This window comes from Ensifer sp. 2TAB8, assembly GCF_052115125.1.
Classification (GTDB): Bacteria; Pseudomonadota; Alphaproteobacteria; order Rhizobiales; family Rhizobiaceae; genus Ensifer.
On sequence record NZ_JBFRGB010000002.1, the window covers coordinates 178,173 to 195,716 of the forward strand.

The window sequence follows — 17,544 nt, forward strand, 5'->3', positions numbered from 1 at the left end:
CGCATTTCGGAATCTGGCGTGGCCGCCCGCCCACTAAACTTTGACGACACGCGGTACTGCCGCACGCAACCGCCTCCTCTATTCTAGCACGATGAAGGTTCTGATTCTCGGCGCCACCGGCTTCATCGGCTCGGCCCTCCTCGTTCGACTGGCAAGCGACGGACACAAGGTGACCGGGCTTGGCCGCAATGTGACCCGCGCCCGGCTGAAGCGGCCGGAGGCGCAATGGCTTGCCGCCGACCTCGCGCACATGCGTGACGCCGGCGACTGGCGGCCGCTCATCGAGAGCCATGACGTCATCGTCAATTGCGCCGGTGCGCTGCAGGATGGTCTTGCCGATGATGTTGCCGCAACGCAAGAGACGGCGATGCTGGCGCTCTATGCGGCAGCGAAGGGCTCTCCCGTCCGCATCGTCCAGATCTCCGCCCCCCGCGGCAGCGCCGGCAGCGACAGCGCCTTCCTCGCCACCAAGTTTCGCGCTGACGAGGCGCTGGCGGCAAGCGGCATACCGCATGTCATCCTGCGGCCGATGCTGGTGCTTGGCCGCAACGCCCATGGCGGCACCGCCCTTCTGCGCGCGCTCGCGGCCCTGCCCTTCGTCACGCCGCTCGTCCATGCGCAGGCCCGCGTCGAGACCGTGGCCCTGAGCGACGTGGCCGAGGCCGTCAGCGCCGCCGTCGCCGGCCTGATGCCGGAAGGCAGCGATTTCGTGCTCGGCCATGGGGAACCGCCGACGCTCGCCGAACTCGTGGCGCTGCACCGGCAATGGCTCGGCCTTCGGGCGGCACGGACCATTTCCCTGCCGCCGGCGCTTGCGGCCCCTGTCGGCCTCCTTGCCGATCTCGCCGGGCGGCTCGGCTGGCGCTCGCCGCTGCGCTCCACCGCGCTCTCGGTCATGGCCGGCGGCGTCTCGGCCAAGGACGGCGCTCACGCCACGGTCCCGCTTCTTTCGGCGCGCCAGAGCCTCGCCGCCAATCCATCGGGCGTGCAAGACCTCTGGTTTGCCCGCCTCTATCTGTTGAAGCCACTGATGATCGTGGGGCTCTCGCTCTTCTGGCTGCTTTCGGGCCTGATCCCGCTGTTCGACCTCGACGCTGCCCGCCAACATTTCCTGCGGTTTCTTGGCCAAGACCCGGCAACCACGCTGACGCTTGCAACCTGCATTGCCGATATCGCGCTCGGCATCGCCGTGCTCGTGCGCCCGTGGGCAAGACGCGCGCTTGTCGGCATGCTTGGCTTGACGGTGGCCTATCTCGCCTCCGCCACCCTGGTCGAACCCGAGCTCTGGGCTGATCCGCTCGGGCCGCTGGTCAAGGTGCTGCCGTCGCTCCTTCTCACGCTGGCGACGCTGGCTATTCTGGATGAACGCTGATGCCGCTCGAAGATCTGCTGCGCCTTGCCCATGTGATCGGTGCCGCCGTGCTCCTCGGAACCGGCGCCGGCATCGCCTTCTTCATGGTGATGGCCAGGCGCACGCGCGATGCCCGGCTGATCGCCCATGTCGCCGGCACTGTGGTGATTGCCGACACGGTCTTCACCGCGACCGCCGTGGTGATCCAGCCGATCACCGGTTATCTGCTGGCGCAAAGCATCGGCTGGTCGTTGACCGAGGGATGGATCACGCTGTCGCTGATCCTCTATGTGGTGACCGGTCTCTTCTGGCTGCCGGTGGTGTGGATCCAGCTGCGGCTGCGCGATCTCGCTCGGCTTGCAACGGCAAACGGTGCGCCGCTGCCACCGGAGTTCGACCGGCTCTATGCCATCTGGTTTGCCTGCGGCTTCCCCGCCTTCTTTGCCGTCACCKGCATCTTCTGGCTGATGCTGGTGAAGCCGCAGTTCGCACTATTTTAGCATCGGCCAGAGGCTGACGACGAGCAGCACCGCCATGGTGATGTTGAACCATTTCAGCCGCGACGGCTCAGACAGCCATTGGCGCAGCGCCGAGCCGAAGCCCGCCCAGGTGGAAACGCTCGGCACGTTGACGAGCGCGAAGACGAGGCCGACGACGAGCACGCTCATGAGATAGCTGTCGCTGCTCGTATAGGTGGCCATCGCCGAAACCGCCATGACCCAGGCCTTGGGATTGACCCACTGGAAGGCTGCGGCAGCAAGGAACGTCATCGGATTGGCGCCTGCCTTGCCCTCGCTCAGCGAACGCGAGGTGCCGATCTTCCAGGCGATCCAGACGAGATAGGCGCCGCCGGCGAACTTCAACGCCGTGTAGAGCAACGGCACGGAGTGAAGCAGCGCGCCGAGGCCGAACCCGACGGCGATGAGCAACAGGAAGAACCCGGCACCGATGCCCAGCATGTGCGGAACGGTGCGTACGAAGCCGAAATTCACACCCGATGCGAACAGCATCATGTTGTTCGGCCCCGGCGTGATCGAGGTGGTGAATGCGAACAAAAACAGCGCCAGCAGCGTATCGGCCTGCATGGTTTCCTCCGGTCTAATTGGGTCAACATAATTGACCTATTGACCGGCACCAGCAGCCAACTTGTCACGGTGACAAGTTGATCACTCCTTCCGGCCTCCACCGGAAGGAGAACGCGCGGCGTGGCGTTGGCCACGCGTCGCAATCATCGTGGAAAGATGGCTGACCTCAGCCCCACTTCATCTCGCCCTTGGCGACCTTGGCACCGAGTTCGAGCGTCGAGACGCCTGCGAGATCCGGATAGCGCCTGGTCATCGCCGCGATCAGCTCGGCGCTATCCTTGGCGGCGGCCGCCGCTTCGTTGAAGGCTGCGAGATAGTCGCGGGTGAAGCGGACGGCCTCGACGCCTTCCGGCCCGCCCGCACTCTTGTGTGCCGGCACGACGATCACGGGCTTGCGCGCCGCCATGGCATCGAGCGCCTCGATCCACTTCTGCCGCCCTTCCACCGTCGCCTCGTCGGCCACCCAGACATGCGATCCGGAATAGACGAGCACGCCGCCGAAGATGGCGTTCAGTTCCGGCACGAAGAGATAGCGCCGGTCCTTCATCCCCTCAATCGTCACGATCTCGATCGTGCTGCCCTCGATCGTCAACGACGTGCTGTCGTCCGGCGTCGGCATCACCACATCGGCGAGTGTCTGCGGACCATTGTCCTTCAACTGCGGCCCCCAGGTTTCAAGCTTGCCCTGAACATTGGCCTTGATCGCCTCGACGGTAGCCGAAGCGGCGATGACCTTGGCATCCGGAAAGGCTTCGACGATCGGCTTGAGGCTGAAATAGAAATCCGGATCGTTGCAGCTGACATAGATGGTCGTCAGCCGTTTGCCGGTTGCCTTGATCGCCTCGGCGACGGCACGGCCATCGGAGAGCGTGAAGCCACCATCGATCAGGATCGCTTCGCTGTGGCCGGTCAGGAGCACCGGCGTGCGGTTGAAGCCGGCATCATCCGCCTGGAAATAGCGCCATTCGAGCTTCGAGGCAGCCCTGGCAAGGCTGCTGCCGATCGGCTGAATGAGGATGGCGGCGCCGGCCGCCGCCACTGTCTTGAGCGCGGTCCGCCGGGTCAACTGGATCTGCATGGGATCTCCTTGGGCTTTAATCTTGCCCGGCAGGATGACGACATGCGCGCTCTTGAAAAAGCCGGGCAATCCGAACAGACTGTCCGAAATTTTCAGACAATCGTGAAGAACTTCGGATGACTGTAAATCTAAATCGACTTTCGCATTTCGTTGCCGTGGTCGAAAGCGGTTCGTTTACGGCCGCAGCCGAACGACTGGGCCTTGCCAAGGCCGCCGTTAGCCATCAGGTCGCCCAGCTCGAAAAGGAGCTCGGCACGACCCTGCTCGTGCGCACCACCCGGCGGCTGAGCCCGACGGCCACCGGCCAACGCTTCTACGAGCGCTGCGCACTGATCCTGCGCGACGCCGACGAAGCCGTCGGTGCGGTCTCCGCCGAAACCGAGATCCCGAGCGGCACGCTGACACTGACGGCGCCGCTCGACTATGGCGCCAAGGTCGTGACCAACGCCGTCGCCGCCTATCTCGCGGCCTATCCCGCCATGCGGGTAGAGCTGAGCTTCAACGACACGGTGCTCGATATGATCGAGAAGCGCCTCGATCTCGCCATCCGCGCCGGCTGGCTCACCGACTCCAGCGAGCGGGCAAGGCGCATAGGCACATTTCAGCAGCACCTCGTCGCCTCGCCCGCCTACGTAGCAAGGCTTGGTGTCATAACCTGCCCTGAGCAACTCACCGACGCAGACTGGATCGCCAACGGCGCGCTGAAAGCGCCGCTCGACTGGACCTTCACCGACACTGCCGGCGAAGCGGCGATGGTCGTCGGCCGAGCGCTGGTGACCGCCGACAGCACCGATTCCGCCCATTGCTGCACTGTGGCCGGCATCGGCCTTGCCGTGCTGCCGGACTATCAGGTGCGAACCGACATCGCCGAAGGCCGCCTGGTGCGCTTGCTTTCCGACTGGTCGCTGCCCTCGGGCGGCATCCATGTCGTCTATCCGCCCTCCCATTTCCGTCCGGCGCGCGTGCGCGCCTTCGTCGAGATCCTGCAACGCATGGAGAAGGAGCGCGGGAGGCTTGCCGGATGACGGGCCATGGCTCGAAAGACCGGCGGGATGCGCTAGATTGACCGCTACCCGCCTATTTCCTGAAAGCGTTTCCGCTTTTACGGATAGCAACAGGACACACGTCAAAGTGCTACAGCGTCTGAGACGTATCTTGAAAGGCGCGCCCGCTGTGGGCATTTTCGGCCGCGAGGAGAACAGCATGCACGACCCAATCCCGACGACGACACTTCCCGGCGGCCGCGCGATCCCGGTCCTCGGCCAGGGCACCTGGCGCATGGGCGACAGCGCAGCGCGCAAGGCCGATGAGGTGAAAAGCCTGCAGCTCGGCCTCGATCTCGGCATGACGCTGATCGACACCGCCGAAATGTACGGCAACGGCGCCTCCGAACGTGTGGTCGGCGAAGCGGTGCGCGGGCGCCGCGACGAAGCTTTCATCGTCAGCAAGGTGCTGCCCTCCAATGCCAGTCGCATCGGCACCGAGGCTGCCTGCGAGCGCAGCCTGAAGCATCTCGGCATCGACCACATCGACCTCTACCTGCTGCACTGGCGTGGCGGCTATCCGCTTTCAGAAACCGTCGCCGCCTTCGAGGCGCTGAAGAAATCAGGCAAGATCGGCGCCTGGGGCGTCTCGAATTTCGATTTCGACGATATGGAAGAGCTACTGGACGTGCCGGACGGAAGGAACGTCGCCGTCAACCAGTTGCTCTACAACCTTTCGCGCCGCGGCATCGAGTTCGATCTGCTGCCCTGGTGCCAGAGCCAAGGCATCGCCATCATGGCCTATTCGCCGCTCGACGAGGGCCGGTTGCTGCGCAACCCGGATCTCATCCACATCGCCAAGGCGCACCAGGCGACGCCATCCCAGATCGCCCTCGCCTTCCTCAAGACCCGCCCCGGCGTGATCTCGATCCCCAAGACCGGCTCGGCCGACCGCACCCGCGAAAACCGCGACGCGATGGACATCCAATTGACGGCGCAAGACCTCACCGCCCTAGACCACGCCTTCCCGCCGCCGAAGCGCAAGCGATCGTTGGAGATGATCTGAGGGCACTCGCTTCGCGCCAAACTGCCCCATCATCCGGCCCTGCCTCCGGGGAGCAGGAAATCCGTGTAACAGATGCCACCAGCTGCGCCCCGCAAACCGGCGGACGATTTGCGCTGCGTTGTCGTGAACCGCGCCGAATTCCTGTATGCTTTTCGCAGCGCGTCACGTCGTATGCGATCCGGGAAATGGGGCCGAAATGTCCACTCACGTGCTGCTAATAGTGCATGCGGATGTTCCGAATGAGGTGGACCGAGCGCCCTTCGACGAGTGGTATGATCGCCATATGCCAGAGGCATTGCGCGCATTTGGTGCACGTCGGGCGTGGCGCACCTGGAGCCGGACCGATCCCTCGAAGCACACTGCCTTCTATGAGTTCTCGAACATGGAGTCGGCGAACGCTGCCATTCAATCGCCGGGCAACGAATTTGATGCCAAATGGGGCGGGCGGGCAACACGCACGCGCGACATCGTCGAGGTTGTTCAGCAGCTACCGGATTAGGCTGAAACAGGTGATGGCCGCAAAGCCCGCACGACGCGCCTGGCCCTGCGAGGCCCATATTTCGGCGTTCCCGGGACGGCAGATTTCGATCACGCCTGCCGGCTCGCAATCTCCACGACCACCTTGCCCTTGGCGTGGCCGGCTTCCAGGTAGGCAAAGGCTTGCGCCACATCCCTGAGCGGAAACACCCTGTCGATGACGGGCCGGATCGTCCCGGCATCGATCAAATCGCCGAGCTCGGCAAGCTCGACACCATCAGGATGCATGAAGAGGTAGCGGTAGGAGACGCCATGTTTTCGCGCGACTGCGCGTGTCCTGTAGGACGCAAGCCAGAAAAGCGTCCTTAGAAGCATGCCCCGATCCAGATCCTTTCGCGCTGTTTCCGGCTCGGGCATGCCGGCGATCGAAACCACCTTGCCGCCGCGTTTGACGACGCCGAAGGATTTTAGAAGTGTTTCGCCGCCCAGCAGGTCGAAAGCGCCGTCCATGTCGCGCAGTTGCTCCTCGAACCGCTCCTTGGTGTAGTCGATCACCACGTCTGCGCCGAGTTCCTCGACAAGCGCTCGGCCGCGGGGCGATGCCGTCGTCGTCACCTCCGCACCTAGCCATTTGGCCAGCTGGACGGCGAAGGTGCCGACACCGCCGGCGCCGCCGGGAATGAAGATCCGGCTCCCCGGGCGAACGCGGAGCTCGTCGCGCAGCGCCTGCAATGCGGTGAGGCCCGCAAGGGGCACGCCGGCTGCGGTGTTGAAGTCGATGGACGCGGGCATCTTTGCCAGGAATTTTTCGGGCACGACCGCATATTCGGCGAGAGCGCCCATGGCCCCCTTTGGCATGCGCGCAAACACCCGGTCTCCCGGGGCAAACGACGTGACGCCCTCTCCCAGCGCCTCGACGACGCCCGAGAGTTCATTGCCCATGACAACAGGCAATGGATAGCGCTGGACGACCTTGAGCATCCCTTCCCGCGTCTTGTAGTCGACGGGATTGAGACCGGCGGCCTGCACCCGAACCAGCACCTCGCCGCGCGCCGGTCGCGGACGTGGCACCTCGCGCAACTGCCCAGCGTCGGGACCGCCGTATCGGGTCAGAACGAATGCCTGCATCGTCGTCGCGCTCATCCGGCACCTGATAGCTTCGGAAATACTGTGTGAAATTTGTCGGCGGGAAATGCCTGCGAAGTCAACCGCGCGCATGACGTCGGGCAATTTCAGGGGGCCGTGTCGTCTGCCCTCATCCGGCCGGGTGCGCTCGGTGCCAGTGACCTCTCCCGGTATGCGGGGAGAGAACTAGTCCTCGGCTCGGACCCGAGGAGAGAGGCAAACCCAACCTGAAGCCCTTAAACGACAAGGGCAGCCCCAGCGTGAAGCGTGGGCTGCCCAGTTTGAAGCAAGGTGCGGCGTTGTCGGCCCCTCGCCTGCCCGAGATCACATGCCCTGCGGGCCGCGGTTCATCGCTGCGATGCCGGTACGGCAGACTTCGATGAGGCCGAGCGGCTTCATGATGGCGATGAACTGCTCGATCTTCGACGGCTTGCCGGTGATCTCGAAGACGAAGTGATCGATGTTGGCGTCGATGACCGAGGCGCGGAAGGCGTCGGCAAGACGCAGAGCCTCGACGCGGTGGTCGCCCGAGCCGTGTACCTTGACGAGCGCCAGTTCGCGCTCGATCGGCCGGTCGTGGCCAAGGCCGGCTGCGCGCACGGTCAGGTCGACGACGCGGTGGACCGGAACCAGCCGTTCCAGCTGGTTCTTGATCTGGTCCAGCACGTGCGGCGTGCCGCGCGTGACGATGGTGATGCGCGAAAGGTGCGCCTCGTGTTCCGTTTCCGAAACCGTGAGGCTCTCGATGTTGTAGCCCCGGCCCGAGAACAGGCCGATGACGCGGGCAAGGACGCCTGGCTCGTTATCGACGAGAACCGAAAGCGTGTGGGTTTCGGCGACCTCGGTCTCCTTGGCGATGAAGTAGGCGGAGCCGGTCGGTTGAAGGTGTGCGTTCATTTCGGTTGGTTCCTCTACCTATCTCAGACCAGCTGACGGCCCTTGGCGTCGATCGCGTTGGCGACCGCTTCGTCCGTGGCTTCGTCGGGCAACAGCATCTCGTTGTGGGCCTTGCCCGAGGGGATCATCGGGAAGCAGTTGGCGAGGTTGGCAACGCGGCAATCGAAGATGACCGGTGCTGGCGTGTCGATCATCTTGCGGATCGCAGCGTCGAGTTCGCTCGGCTTGTCGCAACGAATGCCGACACCGCCATAGGCTTCCGCCAGCTTGACGAAGTCAGGCATGGCTTCCGTATAGGAATGCGACAGGCGGTTGCCGTGCAGGAGCTGCTGCCATTGCCGCACCATGCCCATGTACTGGTTGTTGAGGATGAAGATCTTGACCGGCAGGCCGTACTGAACGGCGCAGGACATTTCCTGGATGCACATCTGGATCGAGGCGTCGCCGGCGATGTCGACGACGAGGCTGTTGGGATGCGCGACCTGGACGCCGATGGCCGCCGGGAAGCCGTAGCCCATGGTGCCGAGGCCACCCGAGGTCATCCAGCGGTTCGGCTGCTCGAAGCCGAAGAACTGGGCTGCCCACATCTGGTGCTGGCCGACTTCCGTCGTGATGTAGGTGTCGCGGTCCTTGCTCAGCTCGTAGAGACGCTGGATCGCGTATTGCGGCATGATGACGTCGTCGTTCGGCGCATAGGCGAGCGAATTGCGGGCGCGCCACTTGGTGATCATCTCCCACCAGTCCGAAAGCCGCGCCTTGTCGGCCGACTTGGAGGCCGCGCGCCACAAACGAACCATGTCCTCGAGAACGGTGCCGACATCGCCGAGGATCGGCACGTCGACGCGGACGTTCTTGTTGATCGACGACGGATCGATGTCGATGTGGATCTTCTTGGAGTTCGGCGAGAACGCGTTGAGGCGACCGGTGATGCGGTCGTCGAAGCGGGCGCCGATGCAGATCATGACGTCGCAGTCATGCATCGCCATGTTGGCCTCGTAGGTGCCGTGCATGCCGAGCATGCCGAGCCAGGCCTTGCCGGAAGCCGGATAGGCGCCGAGGCCCATCAGCGTCGAGGTGATCGGGAAGCCGGTCAGTTCGACCAGTTCGCGCAGCAGATGCGAGGCTTCCGGTCCGGAATTGATGACGCCGCCGCCGGAATAGATGATCGGCTGGCGCGCGGTGCGCATCAACTCGACCGCTTCTTCGATCTTCTTCAGATCACCTTGCTTCTTCGGCTGGTAGCTCTTCTGGGTCGGGACGGCCGATGGCGGCGTGTAGGTGCCGGTCGCAAACTGCACGTCCTTCGGGATATCGACGACAACCGGGCCTGGGCGGCCGGACTGGGCAACGCGGAAGGCCTCATGGATGATGCGGGCGAGATCGTTGACGTCCTTGACCAGCCAATTGTGCTTGGTGCACGGCCGGGTGATGCCGACGGTGTCGCATTCCTGGAAGGCGTCGGAGCCGATCAGCGAGGTCGGAACCTGGCCGGAGATGCAGACGAGCGGGATGGAATCCATCAACGCGTCCTGCAGCGGGGTCACCGCATTGGTGGCGCCGGGACCGGAGGTAACCAGCATGACGCCGACCTTGCCGGTGGAGCGGGCATAGCCTTCGGCCATGTGGCCGGCGCCCTGCTCGTGGCGAACGAGGATGTGCTGGATATCGTCCTGCTGGTGGATTTCGTCATAGATCGGAAGCACGGCGCCGCCGGGATAGCCGAAGATATGCTCGACGCCGTTGTCTCTCAGAGCCTGGAGAACGATCTCCGCGCCTGTCATCTGGTTTTCTGTACCGCTCATTGACTTGCTTCCGTCCCTTTTCCCAGTTGGGTGCTTAGCTTGTTTGGAGGCATAAAAAAAGGCCCCGTCAGGAGCCTCGTTCAGCGCATGGGTGGCTACCGCCGGATGGTTACACCATCCTGCCCATGCGCCGTCCCACCACAAGAATAACCGCAAAATTTTTCATGGGGCGAGTTGATAACCACAAATGCGGAAGGCGTCAACGGCTTTTAGTTACACGACCGGGCTTCGCCGCGGAACATTGTTGCGCCGCCGAAGCGTTCGCCTCCCCGTGGCCGGCCCGAGAAAGCCGCGCGGCTGCGGTCGGGCGAAGACCATCGAAGCGCCGGCTTGACGGCGATGCGGCTTGGCGCTACCTCCCTTTCCGGGCTTCAGATCCCCGCCGCTCGCAGGCTTTCAGTCTCGGTGAAATCTGACTTCTGACGATATCCTCTCGCCCCGATCGCATTTCGTGTGGCAGGCAATGCGAGCCCCTCCTCCTTCTTGAAATGCGAAGAACAGGAGTGCGGGATGTCCAGGGACACCTCCAGCCAGAATCTCTTTTTGACAGCACCGCTCGGCGCGATCTTCTTGAAAACGGCACTGCCGATCATCTTCGTGATGAGCATGAACGGGCTGTTGACGGTCGTCGACGCCATCATGCTCGGGATCTATGTCGGCAGCGAAGCCGTCGGCGCCGTGACCGCGGTGTTTCCGATCTTCATTCTCACGGTGGCGCTGGCGACCCTCGTCGTCAGCGGCATGGCGAGCCTGCTTGCCCGTCATCTTGGCGCCGGCCGCATTGCCGAGGCCCGCAGCGTCTTTGCCGGCGCCCATATGCTGGCGCTGACGATCGCCACAGCGCTGATCGTGCTGTTCGTGGTCTTCGGCGAACGACTGGTGCTGACGCTCACCAATGGTCCGGGTCCGCTCGCCGGCATGGCCGAGCGCTATATCGCGATCATCATCTTCTGCGCGCCCGTCCAGTTCCTTCTGGCGGTGCAATCGGATGCGCTTCGGTGCGAGGGGCGCGCCGGGCTGATGGCCGGCCTCAGTGTGCTGGTTTCGGTCGCGAACCTCGTCCTCAACTATGTGCTGATCGCGCTGCTGGACCTGGGTGTTGCGGGGTCCGCCACCGCCACCGTGCTGGCGCAGGTCCTGGCCCTTGGCCTCATCGCCCTCTTCCGCCTGTTCGGACGCACGGAACTGCGGCTCTCCGCCCTACTCCGGTACAGTCCACTGACGGGATGGAGCCGCATTATTGCGCTGGGCAGCCCGCAAAGCCTCGGTTTCATCGGCATGGCCCTGGTTTCGGTGACGATCATGGCGGCGCTGCAGAAGACGGCGGCCGAAAACTACGATACCACGGTCGCCGCCTACGGCATCGTCACCCGCATCATGACCTTCGCCCTTTTGCCGCTCTTGGGCTTGAGCCAGGCGATGCAGGCGATCGTCGGCAACAATGTCGGCGCCGGCCTTGCGGATCGGGCAGAAAGGATGCTGCGGCTCGGGCTACTTGTGGCGTTGGCCTACTGCCTCACCGTCGAAGTGCTGCTCGTCGGCTTTGCCCGGCCGATCGGCGCGGCCTTCGTCGACAGTGATGCGGTCATCGCAGACGTCGCGCGCATCATGCCCGTGATGGTCGCGATGTATGTCTTGTCCGGACCGCTGATCATGCTCGGCAGCTACTTCCAGGCGATCGGTGATGCCGGCCGGGCGGCGGTCCTGGGGCTTGCCAAGCCCTATCTCTTCACCATGCCACTGGTCGCCTTCTATGCGTCGACTTTCGGCGAACCCGGCATCTGGTTTGCCACGCCGACAGCGGAAGCGCTGCTGCTCGCGGTCGCGATGCTGGTGTTGTGGCAGGCGGCGCGGCGGCGCGGCGCTGCGGGCCGGCTGTCCTGACGAAAATACGATCGACCCCGGATGGGGTCGATCGGCTCCGCAACCGGACGCTTCATGCTCCGAAGCGGAGCGCTCTAGGCCGAAGCGGCGAGCGCCGGGTAGTCGACGTAGCCTTTCGCCGTGCCGCCGAAATAGGTCATGCGATCGGCCTCGTTCATCGGCGCGTCGGCCTTCAGTCGGTGAACGAAATCCGGATTGGCCAGCACCATCTGACCGTAGGCTTCCAGATCGGCGAGCCCCGAAGGGAGATCGGAACCGATCTCGTCGCGCACGCGCCCGGGGCGGTTCAGGATCAAGGGCCGCGACCAGAGCTTGCGGATCGAAGCGAGCAGCGGTTCGTCGCCCGCGTGCATGATGTGCAGATAGGCAAGGCCGAGCTTGTCGAGTTCGGCAACCAGATAGCGGTAGAGATCGGGGCCGTCCGCACCTTCGTCGATGCCCCACATCTTGAGGCCCGGAGAGAGGCGGATGGCCGTGCGGTCCGCGCCGATCTCCTCGGCGATGGCCGTGGCGACCTCAATGGCAAAGCGCGCGCGGTTCTCGATCGAGCCCCCATACTCGTCGGTCCGGGTGTTGGCGCTCGGCGCCAGGAACTGGTGGACCAGATAGGCGTTGGCGCCATGGATCTCGACGCCGTCGGCGCCGGCCTCGATCGCGCGGCGGGCCGCATGGCGGAAGTCGGCGATGGTCTGGCGCACCTCTTCAGAGGTCAGCGCCCGCGGCGTCGGAATGTCCTGCATGCCCGTCGCGGTGAACATCGTGCTGCCGGGCGCGATCGCCGACGGCGCAACGCCCTGGCGATGGTGCAGCGTGTTGTCGGGGTGCGACATGCGTCCTGCATGCATGAGCTGGATGAAGATACGACCGCCCCGCGCGTGTACGGCGGAGGTGATCGTCTTCCAGCCGGCGACATGCGCATCGGTGTAGATGCCGGGCGTGGTGAGATAGCCCTGCCCGTCATCCGAAGGCTGCGTGCCTTCGGTCACGATCAGGCCGACGCTGGCGCGCTGGGCATAGTATTCGGCGGCGAGCGCGCCGGGCGTACCATCGTAGTCGGCGCGGCTGCGGGTCATGGGCGCCATGGCCAGCCGGTTGGCAAGCGTGTGGCGGCCGATACGAACGGAGGTGAACAGCAGGCTCATCGGGGTCTCCTTCGAGAGTTCCAAGTGTTGATACCCTTGTCCACTATTCCGCATTCGGGATAAATACGGGCAATTTGGAATTACAGTTCCATTAATGGAGCAATCGGATGAGCCATCTGAACGACATGGCGCTGTTCGTCGAAGTGGCGAAAGCCAGAAGCTTTCGCAAAGCCGCCGACATCGTCGGCATGCCCAACTCTACCCTGTCGCGACGAATCAGCGAATTGGAGAAAGCGATCGGGCTGAGGCTGCTTCACCGCACGACGCGAAAGATCGAGCTGACCGAAGCGGGCCAGCTCTACTTCGAGCGCAGCAAGCGCATCGTCGATGAAGCGCGCCTGGCGCACGAGCAGCTGGGCGCCATGCTGGAGCAACCGAGCGGCCTGCTGCGCGTGTCGATGCCGGTCGATTTCGCCACCATCTACATGACACCGCTGATCGCCGAATTCGCTCGGCGCTATCCCGGCATCACCTTCGATTTCGACCTGACGCCGCGGCGCGTCGATCTGGTGACGGAGCCCTTTGACGTGGTGATCCGCGCGGGAGAGCTGCAGGATTCACGCCTGATCGCGCGGCTTGTCGGCCGTCACGCACGCTATCTCTACGCCTCCCCTGTCTATCTGGCAGCCCACGGCGAGCCGCAGGAGCCGGCGGACCTCGCCCGTCACGACTGCATCTCCATGCCGAGGGCAACCGACTGGACGCTCCATGATGGCCACAACAACAGGATCGACGTTTCGGTCACCGGCCGCTTCACGGTCAACAATGTCGGCATGATGCGCGCGCTCGCCGTCAACGGCCAGGGCATCGCGCTCCTGGCCGAACGCATCGCCGGCGACGACTTTACTGAAGGTCGGCTGAAACGCGTGCTGCCCGGCTGGGAGGGCACCTCCATCGCCATTCACGCCATCACCGAGACGCGTCTGTTGCCGGCCAAGACCCAACGCTTCATCGAGTTTCTGCAGCAGGAGATGGCCCGCGCCTAGCCGCAATGGCGTCCGTCTTCCTGCCCCTATGAGAACACGCTAAAATATAAGCGATTGGGGAGAACGGGATGGCGAACGAGCACGTCGAGCGGCGACTTGCGGTCATCATGGCCACCGACATCGTCGGCTATTCCCGCATGGCCGAGGCCGACGAACTGCGCACGATCGGCACGATGAAGCGGCTGCAGAACGCGATCCTCGCCCCGGAAATTGCCGCCCGCGGCGGCCGGATCGTCAAGCTCATGGGCGACGGTTCTCTGGTTGTCTTCAACTCCGCCGTCGATGCGGTGGACTGCGCCATCTCGCTTCAGGGGGCGCTCGCCTGCGACCAGAAGGAGCAAGCGGCCGATGACCGCATCCTCGTCAGGATAGGCATCAACCTTGCCGACGTCGTCATCGAGGGGGACGATCTGCTCGGCGATGGCGTCAATGTCGCCGCCCGTCTTCAGGCGTCGGCATCGCCCGGCGGCATCTGCATCGCCGATGTCGTCCACCGGCAACTGAGCGCCAAGAGCCGGTCAGCCTTCCTCGACGGCGGCGAGATCGCGCTGAAGAACATCTCGCGCCCGGCCCACGTCTGGCACTGGACGGACGCACCGACGATGGGGCCGGCAGCCTCGCAAGCCTGCGCGCGCACCTCGATCGCGGTGCTGCCGTTCGAAAACCTCGGCGGCGCGCCGGATCAGACCTTTTTCGGCGACGGGATCAGCGAGGATATCATCGGCGGCCTTGCCCGCTTCCGCTCGCTTTCCGTCACATCAGCCAGTTCGTCCTTCAGCTTCCGCGACAAGAATACGGACAGGAGAGAAATCGGCCGCAGGCTCGGCGCCACCTACCTGGTCGAGGGCAGCGTGCGGCGCGTCGGCGAGCGGATCCGCATCACCGCGCAACTGGTGGAAGCCGCAACCGGCGCGCACCTCTGGTCGGACCATTACGACCGGAGCCTCACGGATATTTTCGCAGTCCAGGATGAGGTGACACGGACGATCGTGTCGACCCTCGTCGGCCAGATCGAAAGCGCCGACCTGCGCCAGGTGCTGCGCAAACCGCCGACGAGCCTTGCGGCCTATGAATTCTACCTGCGCGGGCTTGCCCATATTCGCGGCTACGAGCCGGACGACAACCGGCAGGCCCGCGCCATGTTTCAGGCGGCGGTCGGACGCGACCCGCATTTTGCCCTGGCCCACGCCTATCTGGCGCTCGCCACCATCGCCGAGCAGGGCTACGGCAACGCGCCGGCGGATGTTCTCGACGCGGCGCTGGCGATGGCCCGCAAGGCCGTATCGCTCGATGAAACCGAGGGCGCGGCTGCCAGCGGCTGCTGGCACTCATTCACGTCAATCGCCGCGAATTCGAGTTGGCGGAGCGGCACTATCGCCGCGCCTATCTGCTGAACCCCAACGACGCCAATACGCTGGTGCAGATGGGTGGCCTCTTTGCCCGGCGCGGCAAGCTCGACGAGGCGATGGAGTGGATCGAAGAGGGCTTCCGGCTGAACCCGTTTCCGCCGCCCTGGTACAGCGCCGCCCTCGGCAACGCCCTCTATATTCTCGGCCATTACGATGAGGCCGCGGCAGCACTCAAGGAACTGCCCAATCCCGGCCCGTTCACGCTAGCCCGTCTCGTCGCCTGCCATGCGCAGGCCGGCAACGGCCTCGCCGCCGAGGAGACGAAGGCTCGACTTCTGCAAGCGCGGCCGGACTTCTCGACGGAAGATTTCATCCGGCAGGGCCTGTTGCTCCAACAGGACGAACACCGCGACCTGTTCCGCCAGGGCCTGTTGAAGGCGGGTCTGCCGAAATGAAGCGGGCGCTCGGCCCGGTTCACGCCGTCATCCCCTGGGGACGCCCAAGTCCGGAGCGGCCTGGAAGAGCCCAACTACAGTTGAGATCATCACTCGAGGGACCACAAAGATTTTAGAGGCCGAGCACCGTCCTGTGCACCTTGCATTAACAACTCACAGGCAAATTAGCTTTGCTGCATGAAGCAGCTTCAAACCAAGGGCAATGATATGCTTGACCTTCCCGTGCTGATGCCGCTCGTGATCAGCTTTGCCGCGATCTATCTGTTCTTTCGCTGGGTCGTGTTCGACATGAACTCCCCCAAATAACGGTCGCGCGGCGCGCTCACAGCATCGCCCCTCGCTTACAGTGTAGATCCGGCCATCCCACCCAAAGTTCCCTGGATATCGCCAAGCAGCCGGGCGGCATGCCTCACGGCTGTACCGGCGGCAGCAGGAACAGGGTCATGCCGAAGATCACATAGACCGTGAGCGCGAGCACGCCCATGTACCAGGCCGAACGCCCACCGTTGGAGAGCAGAGTAGCGGCCATGGTAGCGATCAGCATCATCACCACAGCACCCGGCCAGAATTGCAGGTCCATAGGCTGCGGCCCGATGACATAGCTCAGCAGAACCAGCAGCGGCGCCACGAACAGGGCGATCTGGGCGGCACTGCCGAGCGCAACGCCAACGCTGAGATCCAAGCGATCCTTGCGCGCGGCCGAAAAGGCCGTCGCCATCTCGGCCGCGGCACCGACCAGAGCCACCACGATGAAGCCGACGAAGGCCGGCGTCATGCCCAGTTCCTGGGCGGCCACCTGCACCGATCCGACGAAGACCTCGCTGACCAGCGCCACCAGCACCGTGACCGCCAAAAGCACGACGATGCCCGTCGCCAGCGGCCAATGCACCTCTTCCTCGCCATGCCCGCCACCGGCGGAGGCGAAGAGCTCGCGGTGGGTCTTCAGCGAAAACAGCATCCAGAGCGCGTAAACGACGATCAGCACGACGGAGAGGCCGGCGCTGAGCTGTTGGGTGAAGGCCGTCTGCGGCTGATGGTCGGCGCTGCCGATCAGCGATGGCACCAGCACGGCGACCGTCGCCAGAAACAGGAGGCTCGCCTGGAAGCGTGCATTCACCCGGTTGAATTCCTGCAGGTGATGGCGCAGGCCGCCGAAGAGGAATGAGCCGCCGAGCATGAACAGCGTGTTGGTGACGATCGCGCCGGCAATCGATGCCTTGACCAGCAGATACTGGCCGGCCTGGAGCGCCATCAGCGCGATCACGAGCTCCGTCAAGTTGCCGAGAGTGGCGTTAAGCAGTGCGCCGATCGTATCGCCGGTCCGCGCCGCAACCGCCTCCGTCGCCTGGCTGAGCAGGGCTGCGAGCGGCACGATGGCGGCGACCGAGAGCAGGAAGAGCAAAGTGTGTGCCCCCGGCCAGATATGCTCGCCGGCGATGACGACGGGTACGAAGACGAGCAGCCACAGAATGGGTGTCCGGCGAACATAATCAAATGCACTGCCCAAGGCTGCCTCCCCAGCGCCAACCGACAAGCATCCGCGCCCTGCGGCCGCCGGATGCCACATCCGGCCGGATTCGATTGGCTATACCCCATGATTATGCCGCTTCGGGCAAAGGCGCATTGACTTTTGTCAAGTCAACGCAGCCGGCGTGCAAATCTGGCGCAAGGCACGGACCGCGTGTCCCACCCCTCGCCTATTCGTCCACCAGCCGTGCCACGAGATCGCCGAGCAGACGCTCGAGGTCCTCGTCCTTGTCCCGGCCCAGCGCCTCGAGCCCGACCACCTGGCGCGGAAAAGGCCCGAAACGTCCTGGGTTTCTCGCCGCGCACGGCCAGCGCCACGATCGTCGACTGCGCGGCA

General features: G+C 64.3%; 17 protein-coding genes. 10 read left to right on the forward strand and 7 right to left on the reverse strand.

The features are described from left to right. Positions 1-91: 91 nt before the first annotated feature. Entirely contained in the window at positions 92-1,372 is a 1,281-nt protein-coding gene (locus tag AB4Z53_RS06635) for an SDR family oxidoreductase (protein WP_441595338.1), read from the forward strand. Next, a complete protein-coding gene (locus AB4Z53_RS06640) occupies positions 1,372-1,851 on the forward strand; it encodes a DUF2269 family protein (RefSeq protein WP_441595339.1) in 480 nt (159 codons plus the stop codon). The genes AB4Z53_RS06635 and AB4Z53_RS06640 overlap by 1 nt, the downstream gene beginning before the upstream one ends. Here the strand turns inward: AB4Z53_RS06640 and AB4Z53_RS06645 are convergent. After that, positions 1,843-2,436 carry a LysE family translocator gene (locus AB4Z53_RS06645; protein WP_441595340.1) on the reverse strand — a complete coding sequence of 198 codons (594 nt, stop codon included), beginning with the start codon at positions 2,434-2,436 and terminating at the stop codon, positions 1,843-1,845. The genes AB4Z53_RS06640 and AB4Z53_RS06645 overlap by 9 nt on opposite strands. 166 nt (positions 2,437-2,602) lie before the next feature. Further along, positions 2,603-3,514, reverse strand: a complete 912-nt coding sequence (locus AB4Z53_RS06650) for an MBL fold metallo-hydrolase (RefSeq protein WP_441595341.1) — start codon at positions 3,512-3,514, stop codon at positions 2,603-2,605. A gap of 116 nt (positions 3,515-3,630) precedes the next feature. Between AB4Z53_RS06650 and AB4Z53_RS06655 the strand changes: the two genes are divergently transcribed. The 3 genes from AB4Z53_RS06655 to AB4Z53_RS06665 all read left to right on the forward strand — a co-directional run bounded on the left by AB4Z53_RS06655 (position 3,631) and on the right by AB4Z53_RS06665 (position 6,062). Beyond that, the gene (locus AB4Z53_RS06655; protein ID WP_291157747.1) at positions 3,631-4,539 is read left to right on the forward strand and encodes a LysR family transcriptional regulator; all 909 of its coding nucleotides are present in this window, start codon (positions 3,631-3,633) and stop codon (positions 4,537-4,539) included. A 178-nt stretch (positions 4,540-4,717) separates the two neighbouring features. Next, entirely contained in the window at positions 4,718-5,563 is an 846-nt protein-coding gene (locus AB4Z53_RS06660) for an aldo/keto reductase (protein ID WP_441595342.1), read from the forward strand. Positions 5,564-5,759: 196 nt separating this feature from the next. Beyond that, entirely contained in the window at positions 5,760-6,062 is a 303-nt protein-coding gene (locus AB4Z53_RS06665; protein WP_113536068.1) for a hypothetical protein, read from the forward strand. Positions 6,063-6,151: 89 nt separating this feature from the next. Here the strand turns inward: AB4Z53_RS06665 and AB4Z53_RS06670 are convergent, their stop codons facing one another. From AB4Z53_RS06670 to AB4Z53_RS06680, 3 genes are all read right to left on the reverse strand, one after another. Further along, a complete protein-coding gene (locus tag AB4Z53_RS06670) occupies positions 6,152-7,183 on the reverse strand; it encodes an NADP-dependent oxidoreductase (RefSeq protein WP_441595343.1) in 1,032 nt (343 codons plus the stop codon). Between the two features lie 306 nt (positions 7,184-7,489). After that, positions 7,490-8,062: an acetolactate synthase small subunit gene (gene ilvN, locus AB4Z53_RS06675; RefSeq protein WP_113536069.1), complete on the reverse strand. Its 573-nt coding sequence runs from the start codon at positions 8,060-8,062 to the stop codon at positions 7,490-7,492. A 23-nt stretch (positions 8,063-8,085) separates the two neighbouring features. Beyond that, positions 8,086-9,864 (reverse strand): acetolactate synthase 3 large subunit, encoded by a 1,779-nt coding sequence (locus AB4Z53_RS06680; RefSeq protein WP_223724884.1) that lies wholly within the window; start codon positions 9,862-9,864, stop codon positions 8,086-8,088. Positions 9,865-10,374: 510 nt separating this feature from the next. Here AB4Z53_RS06680 and AB4Z53_RS06685 point away from each other — a divergent pair. Beyond that, positions 10,375-11,748 (forward strand): MATE family efflux transporter, encoded by a 1,374-nt coding sequence (locus AB4Z53_RS06685; protein WP_441595344.1) that lies wholly within the window; start codon positions 10,375-10,377, stop codon positions 11,746-11,748. A 74-nt stretch (positions 11,749-11,822) separates the two neighbouring features. On the opposite strand, the gene AB4Z53_RS06690 is transcribed toward AB4Z53_RS06685, so the two are convergent. Then, positions 11,823-12,890, reverse strand: a complete 1,068-nt coding sequence (locus AB4Z53_RS06690) for an alkene reductase (protein ID WP_441595345.1) — start codon at positions 12,888-12,890, stop codon at positions 11,823-11,825. 107 nt (positions 12,891-12,997) lie between these two features. On the opposite strand from AB4Z53_RS06690, the gene AB4Z53_RS06695 reads away from it, so the two are divergent. The 4 genes from AB4Z53_RS06695 (at position 12,998) to AB4Z53_RS06710 (ending at position 15,986) form a co-directional block, all read left to right on the forward strand. Next, on the forward strand, positions 12,998-13,876 hold the full coding sequence (locus tag AB4Z53_RS06695; RefSeq protein WP_441595346.1) for a LysR substrate-binding domain-containing protein: 879 nt from the start codon (positions 12,998-13,000) through the stop codon (positions 13,874-13,876). Between the two features lie 68 nt (positions 13,877-13,944). Then, positions 13,945-15,270: an adenylate/guanylate cyclase domain-containing protein gene (locus AB4Z53_RS06700; RefSeq protein ID WP_441595347.1), complete on the forward strand. Its 1,326-nt coding sequence runs from the start codon at positions 13,945-13,947 to the stop codon at positions 15,268-15,270. Continuing rightward, positions 15,234-15,680, forward strand: coding sequence for a tetratricopeptide repeat protein (locus tag AB4Z53_RS06705; RefSeq protein ID WP_441595348.1), 447 nt, complete (start codon positions 15,234-15,236; stop codon positions 15,678-15,680). The genes AB4Z53_RS06700 and AB4Z53_RS06705 overlap by 37 nt, the downstream gene beginning before the upstream one ends. A gap of 177 nt (positions 15,681-15,857) precedes the next feature. Then, positions 15,858-15,986 carry a hypothetical protein gene (locus AB4Z53_RS06710; RefSeq protein ID WP_268906704.1) on the forward strand — a complete coding sequence of 43 codons (129 nt, stop codon included), beginning with the start codon at positions 15,858-15,860 and terminating at the stop codon, positions 15,984-15,986. Positions 15,987-16,089: 103 nt separating this feature from the next. Here AB4Z53_RS06710 and cax read toward each other — a convergent pair whose 3' ends face one another. After that, positions 16,090-17,187, reverse strand: a complete 1,098-nt coding sequence (cax, locus tag AB4Z53_RS06715; RefSeq protein ID WP_441595349.1) for a calcium/proton exchanger — start codon at positions 17,185-17,187, stop codon at positions 16,090-16,092. Between the last annotated feature and the right edge of the window lie 357 nt (positions 17,188-17,544).